The organism is Clostridium sp. MSTE9, assembly GCF_000277625.1.
GTDB classification, from domain to species: Bacteria; Bacillota; Clostridia; order Oscillospirales; family Acutalibacteraceae; genus Faecalispora; species Faecalispora jeddahensis.
The window spans coordinates 15552-35358 of sequence record NZ_AKFU01000015.1; the positions used below are offsets into that span (position 1 = coordinate 15552).

16 protein-coding genes are annotated in these 19807 nt (G+C 54.4%); 7 read left to right on the forward strand and 9 right to left on the reverse strand.

What is annotated here, in order from left to right; translation table 11 throughout:
- Position 1: 1 nt before the first annotated feature.
- Positions 2-835 carry an MBL fold metallo-hydrolase gene (locus HMPREF1141_RS03335; protein ID WP_009061090.1) on the reverse strand — a complete coding sequence of 278 codons (834 nt, stop codon included), beginning with the start codon at positions 833-835 and terminating at the stop codon, positions 2-4.
- A gap of 309 nt (positions 836-1144) precedes the next feature.
- Here HMPREF1141_RS03335 and HMPREF1141_RS03340 point away from each other — a divergent pair, with 309 nt between their 5' ends.
- Positions 1145-2479 (forward strand): TRAP transporter large permease subunit, encoded by a 1335-nt coding sequence (locus HMPREF1141_RS03340; RefSeq protein WP_009061057.1) that lies wholly within the window; start codon positions 1145-1147, stop codon positions 2477-2479.
- A gap of 171 nt (positions 2480-2650) precedes the next feature.
- Here HMPREF1141_RS03340 and sdaAA read toward each other — a convergent pair whose 3' ends face one another.
- Complete coding sequence (gene sdaAA, locus HMPREF1141_RS03345) at positions 2651-3544, reverse strand: L-serine ammonia-lyase, iron-sulfur-dependent, subunit alpha (RefSeq protein ID WP_009061017.1); 894 nt, start codon at positions 3542-3544, stop codon at positions 2651-2653.
- Positions 3517-4224, reverse strand: coding sequence for an L-serine ammonia-lyase, iron-sulfur-dependent subunit beta (gene sdaAB / locus HMPREF1141_RS03350; RefSeq protein ID WP_009061064.1), 708 nt, complete (start codon positions 4222-4224; stop codon positions 3517-3519). The genes sdaAA and sdaAB overlap by 28 nt, the downstream gene beginning before the upstream one ends.
- A gap of 416 nt (positions 4225-4640) precedes the next feature.
- Here sdaAB and HMPREF1141_RS03355 point away from each other — a divergent pair, with 416 nt between their 5' ends.
- Positions 4641-6446 (forward strand): methyl-accepting chemotaxis protein, encoded by a 1806-nt coding sequence (locus HMPREF1141_RS03355; RefSeq protein ID WP_009061119.1) that lies wholly within the window; start codon positions 4641-4643, stop codon positions 6444-6446.
- Between the two features lie 51 nt (positions 6447-6497).
- Here HMPREF1141_RS03355 and HMPREF1141_RS17465 read toward each other — a convergent pair whose 3' ends face one another.
- The 6 genes from HMPREF1141_RS17465 to HMPREF1141_RS03380 form a co-directional block, all read right to left on the reverse strand.
- Positions 6498-6668, reverse strand: a complete 171-nt coding sequence (locus HMPREF1141_RS17465; RefSeq protein WP_009061005.1) for a hypothetical protein — start codon at positions 6666-6668, stop codon at positions 6498-6500.
- A gap of 176 nt (positions 6669-6844) precedes the next feature.
- Positions 6845-7189 (reverse strand): P-II family nitrogen regulator, encoded by a 345-nt coding sequence (locus HMPREF1141_RS03360; protein WP_009061013.1) that lies wholly within the window; start codon positions 7187-7189, stop codon positions 6845-6847.
- A gap of 17 nt (positions 7190-7206) precedes the next feature.
- The gene (locus tag HMPREF1141_RS03365; protein WP_035316497.1) at positions 7207-8889 is read right to left on the reverse strand and encodes a DUF1538 domain-containing protein; all 1683 of its coding nucleotides are present in this window, start codon (positions 8887-8889) and stop codon (positions 7207-7209) included.
- A gap of 281 nt (positions 8890-9170) precedes the next feature.
- On the reverse strand, positions 9171-10223 hold the full coding sequence (locus HMPREF1141_RS03370; protein ID WP_009061105.1) for a lysylphosphatidylglycerol synthase transmembrane domain-containing protein: 1053 nt from the start codon (positions 10221-10223) through the stop codon (positions 9171-9173).
- 545 nt (positions 10224-10768) lie between these two features.
- Positions 10769-13102: a heavy metal translocating P-type ATPase gene (locus HMPREF1141_RS03375; RefSeq protein ID WP_009061023.1), complete on the reverse strand. Its 2334-nt coding sequence runs from the start codon at positions 13100-13102 to the stop codon at positions 10769-10771.
- 30 nt (positions 13103-13132) lie between these two features.
- Entirely contained in the window at positions 13133-13501 is a 369-nt protein-coding gene (locus HMPREF1141_RS03380) for a metalloregulator ArsR/SmtB family transcription factor (RefSeq protein ID WP_035316499.1), read from the reverse strand.
- Positions 13502-14221: 720 nt separating this feature from the next.
- Here HMPREF1141_RS03380 and HMPREF1141_RS03385 point away from each other — a divergent pair.
- The 5 genes from HMPREF1141_RS03385 (at position 14222) to prmC (ending at position 19774) form a co-directional block, all read left to right on the forward strand.
- Positions 14222-15595: a VCBS repeat-containing protein gene (locus HMPREF1141_RS03385; protein ID WP_035316501.1), complete on the forward strand. Its 1374-nt coding sequence runs from the start codon at positions 14222-14224 to the stop codon at positions 15593-15595.
- A gap of 25 nt (positions 15596-15620) precedes the next feature.
- The gene (locus HMPREF1141_RS03390) at positions 15621-16325 is read left to right on the forward strand and encodes a response regulator transcription factor (protein ID WP_009061035.1); all 705 of its coding nucleotides are present in this window, start codon (positions 15621-15623) and stop codon (positions 16323-16325) included.
- 182 nt (positions 16326-16507) lie between these two features.
- Positions 16508-17977, forward strand: a complete 1470-nt coding sequence (locus tag HMPREF1141_RS03395) for a HAMP domain-containing sensor histidine kinase (RefSeq protein ID WP_009061060.1) — start codon at positions 16508-16510, stop codon at positions 17975-17977.
- Positions 17970-18923, forward strand: a complete 954-nt coding sequence (locus HMPREF1141_RS03400) for a DUF1385 domain-containing protein (protein ID WP_009061044.1) — start codon at positions 17970-17972, stop codon at positions 18921-18923. The genes HMPREF1141_RS03395 and HMPREF1141_RS03400 overlap by 8 nt, the downstream gene beginning before the upstream one ends.
- A complete protein-coding gene (gene prmC, locus HMPREF1141_RS03405; RefSeq protein WP_009061078.1) occupies positions 18920-19774 on the forward strand; it encodes a peptide chain release factor N(5)-glutamine methyltransferase in 855 nt (284 codons plus the stop codon). The genes HMPREF1141_RS03400 and prmC overlap by 4 nt, the downstream gene beginning before the upstream one ends.
- The last annotated feature ends 33 nt before the right edge of the window (positions 19775-19807 follow it).

Consider the following 19807-nt stretch of genomic DNA (forward strand, 5'->3'; position numbering starts at 1 on the left):
TTTATTCCTCCATCAGCTCTTTGACAAGCGCTATATGTTTTTCCATCATGCAGCTCCAGCCGGTTCCGTCGTCCAGGAAAGCCGCGCCGGTTCCGTCGTCCCTGGCGGCGCGCTCCAGCATGTTGTACTGATGTGCGTGTGAGGCCAGAATAACCTCTACCTTCTCTTTCTTCATGCGCTCCAGCGAATTCAGGAATTCCTGCTGCAGAGTAAGGGGCAGGCGGTTTTCCGTCAGTTCTTCCCGTGAAAGGCCGTTGATTCCGATCCCGCCGTGCATGGCGCAGGTAACGGAGTCGCCGCGGTAAGGGGTGTGGATCAGAAAAGAGGTGGTGCCGGGCGTATGGCCGGGCGTCAGGACGGGAGTGATCGATGTGTTGCCCCAGACGATCGGCTTGTCGTATTCATAAAAATGATGAATGGGAAAGCGCGGAACATGCTTTTCAAATAAAATCAGGTCGGGGCGTTCGGTGAAAAAGAAGTGGTCGCGCTCACCGAGAAACACCTCACAGCCGCTGTATTCCTGCACCAGCCGGGCGGCCCCGCAGTGATCTACATGCCCGTGCGATAAAAACAGCCTGCGGATATTGGCTGGATCAAAGCCAAGCGCGCGGATGCTGTCAAATAACAAATAGGCGGTTTCCTGAAACGCGCAGTCGATCAGCAGCAGGCCATCCTTTCCGCCGTCGATCAAAAAGCTTGATACATAATTGTTCCCCACAAAATAGACATTGCCGACAACATGAAATGGCCGGTGCCTCAAAATCCAGGGGTGGTCTATGTAGTTCTGCAGCTTTTCGTATAACGCCTTCAGGCGCAGTATGTCTTTTTCTTTCATTCCATTTCCTCCTGTGTCTCTATGATCAAGAACCGTTTCAAAAGCTCTGTCTAGAATACTAGCAAATCCGATGCCAACGCCAATTCAGCATTTTTTCTGTCGAATCCGATCGAAGTAGAGAGGAAAAGTCTTTCAATGAAATGAAACATTTCAAACAAAGTATTTCATTTGAAATATTTTTATAAGCGGATCGCAATGCGATTCGCTTTTTTTCCGATTCTTCTGCGGTTTTTGACGTTGGCACGCAAATTGCTTTAGTGTTTGACTGCGAAGAATCGCTAAATATTTATTCTGTAAGGAGGAGTTTTTATGGAACTTGGAAGCTGGGCAATCGTGAATTCCTTTCCACTTCTTGCCCTGATTCCGCTGCTGATCTACATCGTGCTGTCTTTGCGGGGGAAAAATAATACCTGGGCCATTATTCTCGGCATTACCGCGGGTATTTTTCTCAACGGGCTGGATCTGAAGGCGGTATCAAAGTCCTTTGAGACCGCTATGTCCAGCAGCACGGCGCTGATCGGTATCATCATTATGGCGGGCGCCGGCCTTGGTCAGGTGATGACAGAGGCGCACGTAACGCATACGCTGGTTTACTGGATCGTCAAGCGGGTCGGCGTGAATACGCAGACAAAGGCGAAGCTGGTGCTCGTCATCTGTTCGATTGTGATCTGCGGCCTGCTCGGCACGCTCGGCGGCGGCAACGCGGTGATTGCGCCGATCATGATCCCGGTCATGGCTTCGTTGGGGATTACCCCGACGGTGGTTGCGATTCTCTTTAAAATTTCCGGAGAGATGGGCCTGATTTTAGGGCCGCTGACAGGCGTTACGCTGATTACCATGGAAGTGACCGGTCTTACATACGGCCAGCTGATGCTGGGAGCCGCGCTTCCCTTTGCCATTATCTTCATTGGCGGAGCGTGGGTCGGCGCCCTGCGCGCGCAGAAGCGCACCGAGGGGAAGGAGAGCTACACCCTTTCCGACGACATGAAGAATCTGGATGAAATCGTGATTACCCGGCAGGAAACCATCAGCACCATCGTGTTCCTGGTGAGCTTCATTGTGCTGGTCGTGTACGGTATCCTCACTCAGCAGGGAACCTCCTATGCGCTGATCGTGATGATGATCCTGATCGCAGTGGTATCCCTGTGCGCCAGGATGCATGCGGAGCATATCATTAGCGCAACGGTGAAGGGCGTTCAGTCCCAGGCTGGCATGTTCATCATCTTTATCACCATTGACGTGCTGCTGCAGATGGTCACAGCGGGCGGCGGATTTACAGCGCTGGGCAATCTGCTCGGCAGCTTCTCTCAGAACAGCCCGACGGCGGTTATGCTGATTTCCTCTGTGGTGGGCGGATTTGGAATTGAAGCGGCCGCGGTCGCGGAAATCAAGATTATTGCCGGCATGTTCCTCGGTGCGGCGCAGGCGACCGGATTGCCGATGAGCATGTTCGCGATTTCCATTCTGTGCGCGACCCGGCTGACCGGCTCCACTTATCCCTGCAGCAACATGAACGGCCAGATGGGCATCGCAGGCTGCAACAACCTGAAGGAGATGCTTCAGGGCTGCTGGATCGCGGTCGGAACCGTCGTTGTTTTCACAGTGATCTGGGCGTTCGTTGGGCCGCATATTATGCCGTGGTGAGCGGGGGAAGGCCGATCGAGGATCACCCTTTGCAATAAAGCCACAGAAAAACTCCGGCTCTTTTGAGCCGTGACAGACAATTTGATTTTATCAGGACCATTTGATCTACCGATTTCTCTCTCTTACAAAAGCAGTCTGCCGCCTGTTTTGATACAGGCGGCAGACTGCTTTTTAGAAAGCTTTCGTTTCCTCATGCTTGATGAAGATATTTTCAAAGATGCTCTTCGCAGCCGGGGTAGCGGCCAGCCCGCCCTGTGCGGTTTCGCGCAGCTGGGTGGGGAGCATTTTGCCGGTGTGGTACATGGCGGCGATCACCTGATCCGGCGGGATGACGCTGCGCTGGCCCGCGAGTGCCCAGTCCGCGCTGAGCAGAGCGTTCACGGTTTGGGAGGCGTTGCGCTGCGCGCAGGGCACCTGTACCAGCCCGGCCACCGGGTCGCAGACCAGCCCCATGGCGTTCATCAGGCAGAAGCTTCCGGCGTGCAGGGCGGCTTCCGGCGAGCCGTGGCAAAGCTCCACGGCGGCGGCCGAAGCCATTGCGGCGGCCACGCCGCACTCCGCCTGGCACCCGCCCTCCGCTCCGGCCACCGTCGCGTTGCGCGTGATGATCGCGCCGAGCCCCGCGGCAGTCAGCAGGCCGCACAAAACCTCCCGCAGCGTCAGGCCGCGTTTGCCCTGCACAGAGAGGAGCACCGCCGGCAGAATCCCGCAGGCGCCCGCGGTGGGCGCCGCGCAGATTTTTCCCATGGCCGCGTTGACCTCGCTGCACGAAAAAGCCAGCGCCATGGAATGGTTCATCCAGGAGCCGCACAGAGAAGAATCCAGATTGGAATATTCGTTCTGGATCTGGCTGACACCGGTAATCAGGCCGCCGATAGCGTGCTGGGGGCTAGAAAGCGCTTTTGTCGCAGAGCGCTTCATGACCCCATAGGTTTTCTCCAGCCGATCAAAAACCTGCTGTTCTGTTTTTTCGGTCAGTTCCATTTCGTTTTCCAGAACGATCTGCCAGAGGGGAACAGACCGTTCCTGCGCCTGACTCAGCAGCTCTTCTGCGGTTCGGTACACGGCGACTCCTCCTCTCTGAAAAGATTGATGGCGCGCACCTGAAACACCTTGGGGATAGTCCTGAGCTGTTCAGCGGCTTGCTCTGGAATGGCCTCGTCGGTTTCGATCGTGCAGAGTGCGGTACCGCCCTTTTTCAGGCGGCTGACCTTCATCACCGCGATGTTGATCCCGTATTCCGCCAGAACGCCTGTCAGCTTGCTGATGGCCCCGGGGCGATCCTGATAGCTCAAAATCAGTGCCGGGGACTGTGCGGTGAAGTATGTGGGGAAGTCGTCGATCTGCGTAATGATGATCTGCGCGCCGCCGATGGAGGAGCCGATCACCCGGCAGATTAGGCGGTCCTGCTGAAAAAAGCTGAGGACGGCTGTGTTTTCATGCGCTCCCTCCAGCTCCGTTTCGTAAAAATTGTACGAGAGGCCGGCCTGCTTTGCCATTTCGAATGCGTTCGGCAGACGCTCGTCGTCTTCGTAATATCCCAGCGCGCCGAATACCAGCGCCCGGTCGGTGCCGTGGCCGCGGTATGTTTTCGCAAAGGAGCCGTGCAGCCCGAACGATACGCGGTCATACGGTTCCCCCGCGATAATTCCCGCAATTCGGGCCAATTTGGCTGCACCCGCAGTATGCGAGCTGGAGGAGCCGATCATGATCGGGCCAACGACCTCAAAAACACTGAGTTCCATAGTTGCCGCCTCTTTCCGCAAGTTTTATCCTGCCCCGCATGCTGCAAAGGCAGGTGGTTTTCTCAGGGATTATGGTTCCCCAAAACAGTTAAAAACAATTTTTAATAAATTTTATCATTTTTTTATCTGATGAATCTAAAATATCAAAGTGAAGCAACGATAATAGATAAGGAGAGTAATATTTAATTGCATAAAATAAATGAGGTCTTGCGTTTTCCAGACTTCGAAGCAACTCTTTTTCTCGCAGTCACCTGCTTTTCATGAAGATAGGGGAAAGAGAGTGCTTTTGACTAAAATAAAGCGGGGACGCTGCGGAATAATAGCGATAACGTCTATTGTTATTACTATTATTTTGCGGCGCTTCCTGCTTCTTGGCTTGGAAAAACAGGGATAACAGAAAGGCGAGGCGAATCAATTTGAAAAAACAATTTTTCGGGCAAAAAAGGACGATGCAGCTCAAGCACAGGATTGTGCGTTTTGTCGGTGTTCTGCTGCTTGAAATTGTCGTAGTACTGTCGGGGCTTTCCTTCTTCTTTTTAGACGGCGCGTTTGGCGCAGTAAACGATCAGCAGAAATCCGCATTTGACAATCAGGCCAAAAATGCGGTGGAAACCGTCATCAGTGCTTTGCAGGCAAATGAAGAGCGGCAGAAGTCCGGGGAGATCACCGAACAGCAGGCACGCCAGATTGCGGAAACGATCGTGCGCGACACCCGCTACAATAACGGGGACGGTTATTTGTGGGCGGACGAAAAGAACGGCCTGTGCGCGGTACATATGAATAAGGAATATGAAGGCCAGATGCGCTACGACGTGCAGGATAAGCAGGGCAATTATTATATTCGCAACCTGATTTCCGCCGGTGACAAAGGCGGCGATTTTACGGAATTCTATTTTACAAAACCCGGTCAGGACGGCGTATTTAAAAAGAGGGCCTATACAGAGCTGTTTGAACCCTATGGGTGGTACATCAGCACGGGAAACTATTTTGACGATATTGAGACAAGCATGGCTCATAATCAGCAGGAGCAGCGCAGAGACGGAATCATTCTGGTTGTTGTCAGCGTGATTGTCGGGGCGCTGAACCTGGTCTTTATGCTGCGCTGGTCCGCAAGGCTGACAAAGCCGATCGAATCGGTCACCGAGCGCCTGGTGCTGCTTTCGGAGGGCGATGTGCATACGCCGCCCGCAGAGCTTGTGGAGCTTCAGGATGAGACCGGGCGTCTGACACACGCCTGCAAAACGCTCATTGAAAACATGGCCGGCATGATCAGCGACGTGACACAGCATTTGGATCATATCTCCAAAGGGGATATGCGAGCGACGGTCAGCTACGAATATTCGGGGGACTTTCAGCCGATTGGGGAGTCTGTGGCACTGATTTACAGCTCGCTGAATGAGACGCTGCGGACCATCAGCCTTTCGGCGGAGCAGGTCAATGCCGGTGCAGATCAGGTTTCTTCCAGCGCCCAGTCGCTGGCGTCGGGTGCTTCCGAGCAGTCCAGCTCGGTGGAGCAGCTGGCGGATTCCGTTGAAAAGGTGGAAGCGGCCGCCAACCAGAACGCTGCCGGCGCTCAGGAAGTATCGGGCCAGGTGGATCTTGTTGCCGAAGACATGAACCGTACGAAAGAACAGATGGAGATGCTGAATACGGCGATGGATCAGGTGAAGGAGACCTCCTCCAAAATCGGGGAAATCACGAGCCTGATCGAATCGATCGCCCAGCAGACGAATATTCTGGCCCTGAACGCTTCCATTGAAGCGGCAAGAGCAGGTGCGGCCGGCAAGGGTTTTGCGGTTGTTGCGGCAGAGGTCGGCTCGCTTGCCTCCAAAACGGCGCAGGCGGTAAAAGAAACCGGCGGCCTGATCACAAGTGCGATTTCGGCCATTTCGGAAGGCGCCAGACTGACACAGACAGTTTCTGAAATGGTGGATGACAGTGTAGAGAAAACGAACGCCATCTCTGCGGCAGTCGGTGAAATTGAAAAAGCCTGCCTGGAGCAGGCCCAGGAGCTTTCCCGCATTACACAGGGGCTGGAGCAGATTTCGAGCGTGGTACAGTCCAACGCGGCGGCGGCGGAAGAAAGCTCCGCATCGAGTGAAGAACTTTCTTCGCAGGCCCAGCTGCTGTACCGCGAGCTGGATAAATTCCGTTTGGCTTCGGGCACAGGTCCGTCCGGTGCGGAGAGAACGGATTTTGGGTACGGCTTTGAGAATGAGTGAATGATAAAATAGCGTTTCCCCGGCAGGCATCAACTGCCGGGGAATTTGCTCTTACTTCGGCTCTCCCAAGTGTTTTCTTTCGGCTTGACGCACCAGGACGGAGAGCTGTTTCAGCTGTTTGTCCTGCTCCTCCATTTTGAGATACAGCAAAATTTGATTTTTTACAATGGTGTTTAGTGTGTGGTTGATGAGTCTTAGTTGCAAATTCACTTTCTGTTTCATGCGTAATCCCTTTCTCGCCGAATTTTACCCGGTTTTTCCAAGATGCTCTATTATTGTATCATGAAAAAAAGGGATGGAAAATCCATAAACAGACCCTTTCCCGGTAAAATTTTTGGGATGAAAGAAAAAAGATGCTGCTGTCCTCTTATTGAGGACAACAGCATCTTTTAGGATTCTTATACGTTACGATCTTTATGATTTTTTTGAGAAGTAAGCCCTACGACCTGATCCACCGGTAAGGAAAACACGAACGCATCCGCGTCTGTTCCGGAACCGTGCGTTTTCATCACGGCCTGCATGATCCCTTTCCGCAGGGATTGCTGCGTCAGGATCAGGATCAGTTCTTTCTCAGGCTTTAGGGTCATTCCGAAAAAGGTTTCCAGATTTTCCAGTCCCGAACCGGTGGCATGCACCACCGTTCCGCCGGTTGCCCCAGCCTCTTTGGCGGCTTCCATGATTTCGGCGGAAAATCCCTGGTTTGCGATCACCAGTATCATACTATGCTCAAATGCTTGCTCCATGAGAACCTCCTAAACAGTCAAACGGTATCTTCTTCCGGCAGGGGGTCATGCTCTTTTACGGCCTCTGGTTCCGGCTGCTCAACGGCAGTCTCGTTCTGTTCGGGGAGGGCGCTTTCCTGTGTATCGGGAATCGTTTCCTCACTCAAATCAGCAGCCGCTTCGTCCGGCTGAGGCTCCGTTTCCCCGCCGTCGAGGTCGATGTCGATGATCAGGGCGTCCGAAGCATCATCGGTAACCTGCGGCTCCAGAGCGGCGGCCTGGCGGCTCTTGTACTGGAACAGAATACCGATTCCCTGAATCGTGATCAGGGGCAGCGTGGCGATCATCGCGATCATGCCGAACGCGTCGGTCATAATATTGCCGCCCAGCGCCTCGCATACTCCTACGCCAAACGGGAGCAGAAACGCCGCGGCCATTGTGCCGGCGGCCACTCCGCCGGAATCGAACGCGATCGCGGTAAATACCTTGGGGGTAAAACGCGTCTGCAGCAGTGCGATGGCGTAGCCTGGCAGCAGAAAATACCAGATGTCGATCTGATACATAATCCGGATCATCGAAAGGCATACCGCAAGGCTGACGCCGACGGAAAGCCCAATCTGCATGACACGCTGCGAAATCGCGCCGCTGGTGATATCTTCCACCTGTTTGTTCAGAACGTGTACTGCGGGCTCCGCCGCAACAATGAAAAATCCCAGCACGGCGGAAAGAGGAATCAAAACCCAGTTATGCGAAAACTTGGCGATGTGCCCGCCCAGAAAGCGGCCTACGGGCATAAAGCCGACGTTGACGCCGGTGAGAAAGATCGACAGGCCCAGTATGGTGTAGATAATACCCACGAATATTTTGATCAGTCTGGTGCGCGAGAGGCGCAGCCGAAGAATCTGCAGCAGAATAAAAATAGTCATGATCGGCAGCAGCACTTCAACGACCTCTGTGAGCGAAGCGACGAATTGTACAGCGTACAGCAGCGGAATCTGAGAAAGACTGTCCAGCTCTGCCGGCGATTCAAACGCAAAGCCGGAAGAGGAGGAGTCGTAAAAAATACCCATGATGAGCACGGCCAGTATCGGGCCAATAGAACAGAGCGCGCACAGGCCAAAGCTGTCTTCTTCGCTGTTTTTTCCGGAAAGAACGGTGGAAACACCCATGCCGAGCGCCAGTATGAACGGTACGGTGATGGGGCCGGTGGTCACACCGCCGGAATCAAAGGCCACCGCCAGAAAATCGGGAGAGAAAATTCCCGCCACCAGAAAAACCAGCGCGTACGAGATGATAAACATGTGCGCCAGGTTGATCTGGAACACGATGCGCAGCAGCGCCAGTACCAGAAAGAACCCTGCGCCGAGCGCGACGGCTCCCACCAAAACATCATCGGGCACGGCAGGCACCTGCTTTGTCAGTACCTGCAAATCCGGCTCTGCGATCGTGACGACTACGCCGATCAAAAGTCCGCCTCCCGCGATCCAGCCAATCTTTTTGGAGCGCGTCAGCTCTGAACCGATCGCCTCGCCCATAGGGATCATCGCCATGTCGGAGCCGAGGGTAAAGATACTCAGGCCGATGACCAGAAGCACCGCACCGGTCAGAAACAGAGCCACGGTGGTTAAGGGCAGTACAAATGAGAAGGCAAGAACAATGGCGCAGATGGGCAAAACGGACTGTGTAGATTCCTTCAATGAGTCAATTAAAGTGTCTCTCATTCCTTACTTCCTTTCGCATCTATATTAGACCGGGTCTTAACGGCCGCCGGCGAAAGAAAAGGGGTCGGCAGACCTGTGGTGAAAAAAGACCGATCCGGAATCTCTGAAAAATGGTTAGGTTACTTAACTAGTATAACATAGATTCCACAGTGAGAAAAGCCTTTCTTTCCCAGACTCCCTCAAAAAGGGCGGCGGGCCGGGGCGTGTGGGGGTAAAAAAATCCCCTGCCTGCCCGCAAAACGGAGAGAAACAGGGGATACGGCTTCGTTTTTTTCAGGCCGTTACATCCAGTTTTTTTTCGCAGCCACCCAGGTGGTCAGGTAGCCGAACACGATGCTGCTGTAATATGCGAGAATACGCCACAGAAGAATCGCTGGCCAGATTGCAGAGCCGAACATATCGTGGAAGAACAGGTAAAAACCGCCCTCCGCGCCGCCGGAGGAGCCCGGCAGAGGAACGAACGCCGCGGCCATGGTAACGAAGGTATCCGCCGCCATCATGGTGTAAAAGGGTGCGCCGTGCAGGTTGAAGCTGCGGTGGATCAGGTAGGGGATAATGCTCGCACAGGTGATCTGCACCAGCGTCAGCAGGCCGGATTTTACATACAGCGCAGTGGAACGGCCCATCAGAGCGGCGCCGTCGTGGAACGCATACAGCTGATTGCGGATTTTGCGATACAGGCGTTTCGGGTGACGGCACCACTTCATGCGAAGCAGAACCATCATGAGAAAACGCAGCAGCTTCTGCGTCAGGCGGGTGTTGAACATCACGATCAGTATCACGCTGATAATCGTCATGTTGATGACCAGCGTCAGGATAATGACAAGGGCAATATTGTCCAGTACAGCCCGAAAATACGAAAATTCCGTCGCGATAAAAAACAGGCTGTAAACCATCATAACGATCTGGTAGATGAGAGATTTCAGGGCGATGACTGCGCTGGAGGCTCCGGCGCTCATGCCCATCCGGTCCATTGTGTAAATCTCCATCGGTTCGCCGGCAGAAAAAGGTGTCAGCGCGCTGTACAAAAAGCCGACCATTCCGACGGTGAAGGACTTGCGAAAGGTCCAGGAGGGGTCCAGATGACGAGACAGCAGATACAGAACGTAGCCCTCAATCGCATAGCGGGCCAATATCGCGAGAAGAGCGATCTCCAGCCATCGCAGGCGGATGTTCTTCGAAATTTGCATCAATGTATCCAGACCATCGGTCGTAAACAGAAAATAGAGAATGACGCCAATGGAAAGAATCAGCGTGATGGTGGTAAACCACTTTTTTTGCTTTTCTTTTTTGGGGTCATCGGTTTTGTTAAAATTGGAAGACGAGCTTTGCATCCTTCCATCCCCCTTTCCCGCTTGGTTTGGCCCTGGCGAACAGACGCCTCGGCGGCCTGGCAGGCGTTCAGTGGCAGTTTGCTTTTGCGGTCTTTCAGTCCAAAACATTCCTATTATATCATTAATTTCGACATAAGCCAATCAAAACCTGCCTGATTGGCAGAGGACCTTATGCCGTGGAGTTATTATATCACCCGTTTCAATGAGAATTTCCAAGGCGCTGTCGGGGATCGAACCTCATCGAGCCGATGATTCAATGTTCCCTCAGGCGTCGAAAGCTTTGCTTTCGTCTACGCCGTGGGGTTATTATATCCTAATTATTACAGGAAATAAAGATTTTTTTCCTTTCGTCCCATTCGGGCAAAAATTCCGCTCGAAAAAAGGAAGCCAAAGACACCGGCTTCCTGTAGATCGACAATCGCTTTTATAATGAAAGATTCCTTTCCCCGCGAAAGATGGGGAAAGGAATCAAAATCAATTTTAAGCTTTTATAAAGTAGGATTGCTATTTGATTGAAACCGAAATCCGCGGCAAACGGCGCGGGGTTATTTTGTTTTCAGGGCACGCATGGCGTTCAGAACAGCGATCAGCGCAACGCCGACGTCGCCGAATACGGCGGCCCACATGGTGGCGATTCCGGCAGCGGCCAGAATCAGGATAACGGCCTTGATGCCCAGGGCGAACCAGATATTCTGCCAGACGATGCGGCGCGTCTTTTTCGCGATCCTCACTGCGGCGGGCAGCTTCGACAGCTCGTCGGTCATCAGGACGATGTCCGCGGCTTCGATTGCGGCGTCGGAGCCGATGCCGCCCATGGCGATGCCGATATCGGCGCGGGCCAGTACGGGAGCATCGTTAATGCCGTCGCCGACGAAGGCCAGCTTCCCACCGGGGGATTTCTGATTGTCTAAAAGCTCCACGCGTTCCACTTTCTGGTCGGGCAGAAGCTCGGAGTAGACGGTGTCGATACCGATGGTTTTGGCGACACTTTCGGCCACGGCCCGGCTGTCGCCGGTCAGCATGGCGACGGTGTGTACTCCTGCCTGCCGGAGCGCTTCCACAGCCTTTCGGCTGTCGGGCTTGATTTCGTCAGAGATCACCAGGCAGCCGGCGTATTCGCCATCCACCGCCAGGTAGACCAGGGAGCCTGGGGCGGAAACGGGCTCAAACCGAATGTTTTCTGATTCCATCAGGCGGCTGTTTCCCGCCAGGACGGTTTTTCCGTCGATGACGGCGCGGATGCCGTGCCCGGCAATTTCGGTGTGCTCCATTGCCTGACCTTCGTCAACGGGCTGGCCGTACGCCCTTACGATCGATTGGGCGATCGGGTGAGTGGAAACGCTTTCTGCCAGCGCGGCATAGCGCAGCAGCTCGGCTTTTTCCATTTTCTCAGGCAGGATTTCCGTTACGGTAAAGCTGCCCTTGGTCAGGGTGCCGGTTTTATCAAATACGACCGTGTCAAGACCGTTCAGTGCTTCCAGATAGTTGCTGCCCTTAATCAGGATTCCCTGACGCGATGCGGCGCCGATTCCGCCGAAGAAGCTCAGGGGGATCGAAATCACGAGAGCGCAGGGGCAGGATACTACCAGAAACGCCAGCGCGCGGTAAATCCAGGAGTGGAACTCCGCGCCGGGGATCACCAGCGGGGGAATCACCGCCAAAGCCAAAGCGGCAAACACAACGGCCGGGGTGTAATAACGGGCAAACTTGGTAATGAAGTTTTCGGTGGGGGCTTTTTTGCCGCTGGCATTCTGCACCAGCTCCAGAATCCGGGAAGCCGTGGAATCCCCGAATTCCTTCTGCACCTGAATGGTCAGAAGACCGCTCTGGTTGATGGAGCCGGAGAGAACCTCGCTGCCGGGCTGCACATCCCTCGGAAGGGATTCTCCCGTTAGAGCGGAGGTATCGAGGGATGAGATGCCCTGCACCACAACGCCGTCCAGCGGAATTTTTTCGCCGGTCTTGACCAGAATCAGATCGCCGATGCCTACCTCTTCGGGCGAAACACGGCGTACCTCGTCGCCCAGCTTCAGATTGGCAAAATCGGGGCGAATGTCCATCAGTGCCTTGATCGAGCTGCGCGAGCGGTTGACCGCCATATCCTGAAACAGCTCCCCGACACGGTAAAACAGCATGACGGCCACGCCCTCCGGGAATTCCCCAATGGCGAACGCGCCGATGGTCGCAATTGACATTAAGAAGTTTTCATCAAAAATCTGACCGCGCCGAATGTTGCGCAGGGCAATGAGAAGAATCTCGCCGCCGATCAAAAGGTAAGCGGCCAGAAAGAGAAGAAACGACGGGAGCTCCGCCATTGGGATCGCCATCGCCGCCGCAAACAGCACTACGCCGACCGCAAGCAGAATACGGGAAATACGTTTCCTGCTCTCGCCCTCATCCTCGCCGGTTTCCTCCTCACGGAAAGAGACCGTAACGTCCGGTTCTATCTCGCCGATGATGCGCACTGCCTCGCGGGTCAGTACCGGCAGCTTCTCCCGGTCACTGGCTTTCAGCATCACGCGCTGTGCGGCGAAGCTCACCTGCGCTTCCCGGATTCCGTCCAGCTTTTGAATTTCGCGTTCGATTTTTGCCGCGCAGTCTGCGCAGTCCAACCCTTTCAGGTATAAAATCCGTTCGCCTGCCTGTGCGGCCCGGCGTTCGGTCAATCGGATATCCGGCTCATGGCTCTGTGCAATTTCCTGCATCCTGCCGGTAAGCTCGGGAAAACGGTTTTCATCTAAAAGTTCTACCCGCAGCGTTTTTGAAACAAAATCGAACGAAGCTTTCGAAATACCGTCCAGCTTGCCGACCTCGTGTTCAATTTCCGCCGCGCAGTGGGCGCATCCCAGGTTCTCCACGACAAATTCCTTGGCGGCCATCGATTCATTCCCACCCTTCTATTTATGTGATTATTTCTCTTTGATGTGGCTCAGGCCCAGACTCAAAATGCCCTCTATGTGCTCGTCATCCAGCGAATAGTAGATCACCTTGCCCGCTCGGCGGGATTTTACCAACCGGGCCTGCTTGAGCACGCGTAGCTGATGCGAAATTGCCGACTGCGAAATTTCCAGCAGCTCCGCAATGTCGCAGACGCAAAGCTCGGTCGAAAGCAGGGCGCATACGATTTTTACCCTTGTGGAATCCGCAAAAATGCGGAAGAAATCCGCCAGATCAAACAGATGATCCTCGCAGGGCATCTGTTCCTTTGCCTTTTGAATCGATTCGGGGTGAATCCCCGCGATTTCGCACTGTTCGAGTTCTTCTATTTTGTCAGCCATCATCAATTTCTCCTTTGATCATATGAACATATGAATAACTGTTCATATGTATTATATGCAGAACCCGCAAAAAAGTCAATCATGAATTGTATTCAATTGAAAACTTTTTTCCATAGTTGGTTTGCGCTGCCAATATGAGAAAGGGGACTGTTTTTTTCATTGGGGTCATGATATAATATTTATAATTTTGCAAGTTCGGGTATTGTCTTTTAAGCCGCAGCCAACTCTGGGTTTAGATACTGCCGTTTTCTGTGCATCATATTTAAGAAGGATTTTTTCTTTGCGCTGTACGGTAAGGCTTTTGCTGGTGCAGGGCTTGCCCCTCATATCGGGGCGGGCACTTACTTTCTTTGTGAAAAGAAAGTAAGCAAAGATTCGCCAAAGGACACCTTTGGAATCCGTTTGGGGAACAAGCTCTGACTGCGCCGATAAAGGCTACTGGAAAGGCGCTCCAAAGAAATGCCTACTCTCCGGGTTTTGCCGGTAAATTAAGTTTTGTTGTCCCGTCTGTCGGCGGGCATTTTCAGAGCGCTCTCGCGGGTTCGCGGTTTTTGGGTGCGGCTTCGCCGCAGGTTTCTGTTGACACGAGAGGTAAACTGACAAAAAGAATTCTCTCTGCGCTGGAGCCGCGCAGAAAAAACGATTCGAAAAAACGGATTTCTATCCATATAATAAAAATACAGGCTCAGCCTGTGCAAGGGGAAAGGACGTGAAAAGGACATGAGGAAACAGATGATCGCCGCAGTGCTGGCCTTGGCCGTGCTGTGCTCCGGCTGCTCTTCGGTCAGCCTGGACCCTCAGACTCTGATGCGTCCGCCGCGTGCTACCGGCAACAAAGAACAGATTCACAAGGTGCTGGAGAAAAAAACGAACAATCAGCTAAAGCTGAGCTACCCGAGCCGCGGGGATTACCGCTCGGCTATTTTAATGTGGGATTTAACCGGCGATGGATCGGAGGATGCCATAGCGCTGTATCAGAACCCCGACCAGAAGGGCGGCCTGACCATTTCCTTTATCCGCGGCGGGTCCGAAACCTGGGCGGAGGTCGGCTCTTTCAATAATCCTGCCACCCAGGTGGATAAGGTGTGCTTTGGCGATGTGAACCGCGACGGTGTTGATGATGTGATCGTTGGCTGGGGCAATGTTTTAAATCAGACTTCGTCAGTGAGCATTTACTCTTACCATGACGGAAAGATGACGGAGCTTTCTTATAATCAGCCTTATAATGAAATGGAAGTGCGCGATTTTGACGGAGATACCTACGACGAAATCTTTACGGCCTCCGTTTCCACGGCGGAGCAGCCGGCCATTGCGCGCCTGCTGCGTGTGACGGATAATATGGTGGAAACCATCGGTTCGGCACATTTGGATATCGGCGTGACAAAATACGCGGCGGTCACGGCGGGAATGATCAATTCCTCGCAGTACGGCATTGTGCTCGACGGGGTAAAGGCCGGCGGCAATTATGTGACAGAGGTGCTGTTCTGGGATTCCAAGAAAAAGCTGCTGCAATCTCCCTTCCTGGATTCGGGGACGCAAACGGCCAACTACACGCAGCGCAGTACGAGCGTGACCTCGCGCGACATCAACGGCGACACGCTGATCGAAATCCCGATCGTCAACCCGCTGCCGGGGTATTCATCGCCCCTGCCGGATGAAGCGTGCGCCGTGACGAACTGGTACCGGTACGACAGCGTAAACAATATATTGCAGCCGGTGATGAGTATGGTCATCAACCAGAAGAGCGGCTATTGGTTTTTGATTCCGGAGATGTGGCGCGGCAAAGTCAAGGTTACCGTCAAGGTAGACCGGGAGGCGCGCTCCCTGACCTTTTACAAATGGCTCCCGGCGACCGGGGCCGCCGCCAATACAGCAAACAATGCCGCCGCGGGCGCGGTGAGTACGGGTCTGCTCAAGCTGCAGGAATTCACCGAGCAGGAATGGAACGCCGGGGTGGTCACGAAGGGCTTTTATAAGCTGAAGGAGAAAAATGGGATTGTTTATGCGGCTTCCATCCTTCAGCCGGATGACCCGATGGCCCTGAACATCAACGATATTACGAACAGCTTCCGGCTGATCGCATCGCAGGAATAAAACAGGCAGAGGAGGAACCTGACGAATGAAGAGGATATTGGTTGCGGAGGATGAACAGACCATTCGCGAGTTTGTAGTGATCAATCTCAAGCGCGCGGGCTACGAGGTGACCGAGGCGGAAAACGGGGATCAGGCTCTTGAGCTGTACGAGCGGGAAAACGGCATGTTTGACGTTGCCATTCTCGATATTATGATGCCCGGGCAGCACGACGGCCTCGCGGTCTGCCGCGAGCTGCGCCAGAAAAGCGGTTCGATCGGCATTATCCTGCTCACTGCCAAAACGCAGGAGATGGATAAGGTGAGCGGCCTGATGATGGGTGCGGACGACTACGTGACAAAGCCGTTTTCCCCCAGCGAGCTGGTGGCCCGCGTGGATGCGGTGTACCGGCGGGTGGCGCTGGCGGAAATGCGCACCGGCAACAACTTCCGCGAAGAAATCCGTTCCGGCATTTTCTCGCTGAACCTGCGTAACCGCGCACTGATGAAGGAGAATGTTCCCATCGAGCTGACGCAGGTGGAATTCCAGATCATGGAGTATTTCTTTTCGAATCCGGGCAAGGCGCTCGACCGATCCGACATCCTCAAGCACGTATGGGGGGATGCCTATTACGGGGAAGAAAAGATCGTGGACGTGAACATTCGTCGTCTGCGGATGAAAATAGAGGATGAACCGTCCAACCCCAAGCACATCGTGACCGTTTGGGGACTGGGCTATAAATGGGAAGCTTAAAAATCTGTTTTACAGCTTGAAAGGTACAAAACAGATTCTGAGCTGCCTGTAACAGTAAATTCATTCTAAAACAGGATTCATCAGCACAGCGGTATCTTCCCCTGCCATAGGCGGGGGAAGATACTCACCACTATTTTAAATTGTATGGTTATAAAATGACAGCGCGAAAGGAGGGCGGAGAAATGAAGATATGGGGCATTACCCGGCGCTGGATTCTGAACAGCCTGGGCATTATCCTGCTTGTCCTTGCCGCACTGATTCTCTGCCTTTCGCTGGTCGTGCAGGGCTATGTGTACAACGGCATTCAACAGACCATCAACGGGCGCTCGAGCGAGCTGACCAACGTGTTTGCCGGTTATGACAATAAGACGGCGTCGGAGTTTTCCAGCGCGGCGCGCGCTTATGTGGAAAGCTCGCCCAGCAAGCAGATGATGGAGATGATGGTGCTGAGCACTTCGGGCCGAATCCTCGTCACTTCCACGGGCTTCCCGCCCGACCAGGACCAGACGATGCCGGACGTTCAGATGGCGCAGGCAAGCAAGGATGGCTACGGAACCTGGCAGGGCCGCCTTTCCTCTGGTGAAAAGGTGATGGCCGTTACACGCGAGATCCGCAGCCAGGCTGGTTCGCCCCTTGGCAGCATCCGCTATATCGTCTCTCTGGAAGAAGCCGACCGGCAGATTCTCACCATCGTAGGCGGGCTTTTGATCATGGGCTTTCTCGTCATCCTGTTTGTGGTGTTTTCCAGCTCTTACTTTATCAAGTCGATCGTCGACCCGATCAAGCTGATCAGTGCGACGGCCAAGCGGATCGCCCAGGGCGACTTTGACGCCCGCATTCAGAACCGCCAGAAAGACGAGATCGGCGAGCTGTGCGAGACCATCAACAAAATGGCCGTAGAGCTTGGCACGGCGGAAAAAATGAAGAACGACTTTATCTCTTCGGTGTCGCACGAGCTGCGCACGCCGCTCACGGCCATCAAGGGCTGGGCGGAAACGCTGCAGGGCATGGACGAGACCGAGCGCGAAACGTATGAAAAGGGCATGGGCGTCATTATCCGTGAATCGGAGCGGCTTTCGGGAATTGTGGAGGAGCTTCTGGATTTCTCCCGCATGCAGAATGGCCGCATGACGCTGATGATGGACAAAATCGATATTCTGGCGGAGCTTGGCGAGGCGGTGTATCTATTTACCGACCGTGCGCAGGCGGAGGGTAAGTTCCTGGTATATGAGGAACCGCCTCTTCTGCCCCCGGTTCTGGGCGACATCAACCGCCTGCGGCAGGTATTTGTCAATATCATTGACAACGCCTTGAAATATACCAAAGAAGGGGATACCGTCACCGTTACCGCGGAAGAAGCAAACGGAAAAATCCGGGTGGTGATCAGCGATACGGGCTGCGGCATCTCTGCAAAAGACCTACCCAACGTGAAAAAGAAGTTTTATAAAGCAAACCAGACGGTGCGGGGCTCCGGAATCGGACTGGCCCTGGCGGACGAGATCATGCGCCTGCATGACGGCCGCCTGGAGCTGGAAAGCCAGGAGGGAGTCGGAACCGTCGTGACCATCACGATACCAACACTCAGGCAGTCCGCGCCGGAGGCAAAGCCGGCGCCTGCGACGGAAGAAAGGAATTCCGAACAAAATGGCTAGAGAAAAAACAAAAATGATCACGAGCATCGGCGGGCAGGCCGTGATGGAGGGCGTAATGATGCAGGGCCCGCACAAGACCGCGTTGGCTGTGCGCATGCCCGACAACACCGTTTCCACCGAAGAGATTGCAGTCAGTCGCCTGCGGAACCGTTACAGCCTGCTGCGCCTGCCGATTCTGCGCGGTGTGGCCGGATTTATCGACGCGCTTTCCGTCGGGTACAAGGCGCTGAGTATTTCGGCGGAAAAATCAGGGCTGGAGGATGACGAGCAGCCCTCTAAATTCGACCAGTGGATGCAGCGCGTTTTTGGCGACAAGCTGATGAACGCGATCATGACGGTCAGCGCCATTCTCGGTGTGCTGATCGCCGTGGGGCTGTTCTTCTGGCTGCCCACCTGGCTGTTCAACATGGGCCAGACCTACCTGTGGGGCCCCGGCTTTGCCGAGTGGCGCACCGTGTTCGAGGGCTTTTTGAAAATCGCGATCTTTATTGCCTACATTGCGTTCTGCGCCAGCCTGCCGGATATTAAACGCGTGTTTCAATACCACGGGGCCGAACATAAAACGATTTTCTGCTACGAGAACGAAGAAGAGCTGACGGTGGAGAATGTCCGCAAGCATCAGCGCTTTCATCCGCGCTGCGGCACCAGCTTTATGGTGATTATGCTGCTGCTCGGCATCGTTGCCGGGTACTTTATCCCATTTACCAATCCCTTTGTCCGTACTGTGGCAAAGCTTTTGTGCGTGCCGCTTCTCATGGGGATCGGTTACGAGCTGATCCGCATCTGCGGCAAATATGACAATCTGTTTACCCGTATTATTTCCGCGCCGGGCATGTGGATGCAGCGCCTGACGACCAAAGAACCGGATGATTCGATGATCGAAGTGGCGATCAGCGCCATGAAAGAAGTCATTCCGGAAAACGGAGAGGACCGAGTTGTAAGATGACCTTTCAGCAGGCCTATCAGCAGGGAAGAAACCTGCTGCAGCGCGCGGGGGTAGAAAGCCCCGCATACGACACGATCTGCCTGTTCCGGCGGGCCTTCGGCATGGATCGCCAAGGCCTTTTGCTGCGGGGGGAGGAAGAGGCTCCGCCCATGCAGGCCAAGGAATTTTTTCGTACCATTGAAGAACGGCGTTCCCGTCGCCCCTTGCAGTATATTCTGGGGGAATGGGAGTTTTTTGGGATGCGTCTTATCGTGGGGGAGGGAGTGCTGATTCCGCGCGAGGAAACGGAGCTGCTGGTCTACATGGCCGCGGAGCTGCTCGGCGGGCACCCCGCGCCGCTGGTGGCGGATTTGTGTGCCGGTACGGGCGCCGTGGGGCTGGGGCTTTCCCGCCTGCGCGGCGACGCCCGGGTGGCCTGTTTGGAATGGTATGAGCAGGCGTTCTCTTATTTGCAGAAGAATCTGGGTCGCTACGGTGACGGTCGGGTTTCTGCGGTACAGGCCGATATCACACAGGCGGATGCCGCACCGGAGCTCCGGAACCTCAATGCCGTGATCTCGAACCCGCCCTATATTGAAGCCTCAGAGCTTCCGCTGCTGCAGAAAGAGGTGCAGGCCGAGCCGGCCACCGCGCTCGACGGCGGCAGCGACGGTCTCGACTTTTACCGGGCGATCGCACAGGTGTGGCTGCCGCGTTTAAAACCCGGCGGAATTGCCGCTGTTGAGATTGGGGAAACGCAGGCGGAGCAGGTCTCTGCGCTGTTTCGCGGCGTGGGCCTTGCACGGATTCAGGTTCATCAGGATTTTAACGGGTTCGACCGCGTGGTTTCCGGTGTGTACCGCGGCGAGTAAGCCTTTGCAGGGCTTATTTGGCGGCAGAGGCAC

Bases quoted from the DNA above. Each gene is read 5' to 3' on its own strand.
- HMPREF1141_RS03335 (WP_009061090.1), bottom strand. From the start codon at position 835: ATGAAAGAAAAAGACATACTGCGCCTGAAGGCGTTATACGAAAAGCTG.
- HMPREF1141_RS03340 (WP_009061057.1), top strand. From the start codon at position 1,145: ATGGAACTTGGAAGCTGGGCAATCGTGAATTCCTTTCCACTTCTTGCC.
- sdaAB (WP_009061064.1), bottom strand. From the start codon at position 4,224: ATGGAACTCAGTGTTTTTGAGGTCGTTGGCCCGATCATGATCGGCTCC.
- HMPREF1141_RS17465 (WP_009061005.1), bottom strand. From the start codon at position 6,668: ATGAAACAGAAAGTGAATTTGCAACTAAGACTCATCAACCACACACTA.
- HMPREF1141_RS03360 (WP_009061013.1), bottom strand. From the start codon at position 7,189: ATGGAGCAAGCATTTGAGCATAGTATGATACTGGTGATCGCAAACCAG.
- HMPREF1141_RS03365 (WP_035316497.1), bottom strand. From the start codon at position 8,889: ATGAGAGACACTTTAATTGACTCATTGAAGGAATCTACACAGTCCGTT.
- HMPREF1141_RS03370 (WP_009061105.1), bottom strand. From the start codon at position 10,223: ATGCAAAGCTCGTCTTCCAATTTTAACAAAACCGATGACCCCAAAAAA.
- HMPREF1141_RS03375 (WP_009061023.1), bottom strand. From the start codon at position 13,102: ATGGCCGCCAAGGAATTTGTCGTGGAGAACCTGGGATGCGCCCACTGC.
- HMPREF1141_RS03380 (WP_035316499.1), bottom strand. From the start codon at position 13,501: ATGGCTGACAAAATAGAAGAACTCGAACAGTGCGAAATCGCGGGGATT.
- HMPREF1141_RS03385 (WP_035316501.1), top strand. From the start codon at position 14,222: ATGAGGAAACAGATGATCGCCGCAGTGCTGGCCTTGGCCGTGCTGTGC.
- HMPREF1141_RS03390 (WP_009061035.1), top strand. From the start codon at position 15,621: ATGAAGAGGATATTGGTTGCGGAGGATGAACAGACCATTCGCGAGTTT.
- HMPREF1141_RS03395 (WP_009061060.1), top strand. From the start codon at position 16,508: ATGAAGATATGGGGCATTACCCGGCGCTGGATTCTGAACAGCCTGGGC.
- HMPREF1141_RS03400 (WP_009061044.1), top strand. From the start codon at position 17,970: ATGGCTAGAGAAAAAACAAAAATGATCACGAGCATCGGCGGGCAGGCC.
- prmC (WP_009061078.1), top strand. From the start codon at position 18,920: ATGACCTTTCAGCAGGCCTATCAGCAGGGAAGAAACCTGCTGCAGCGC.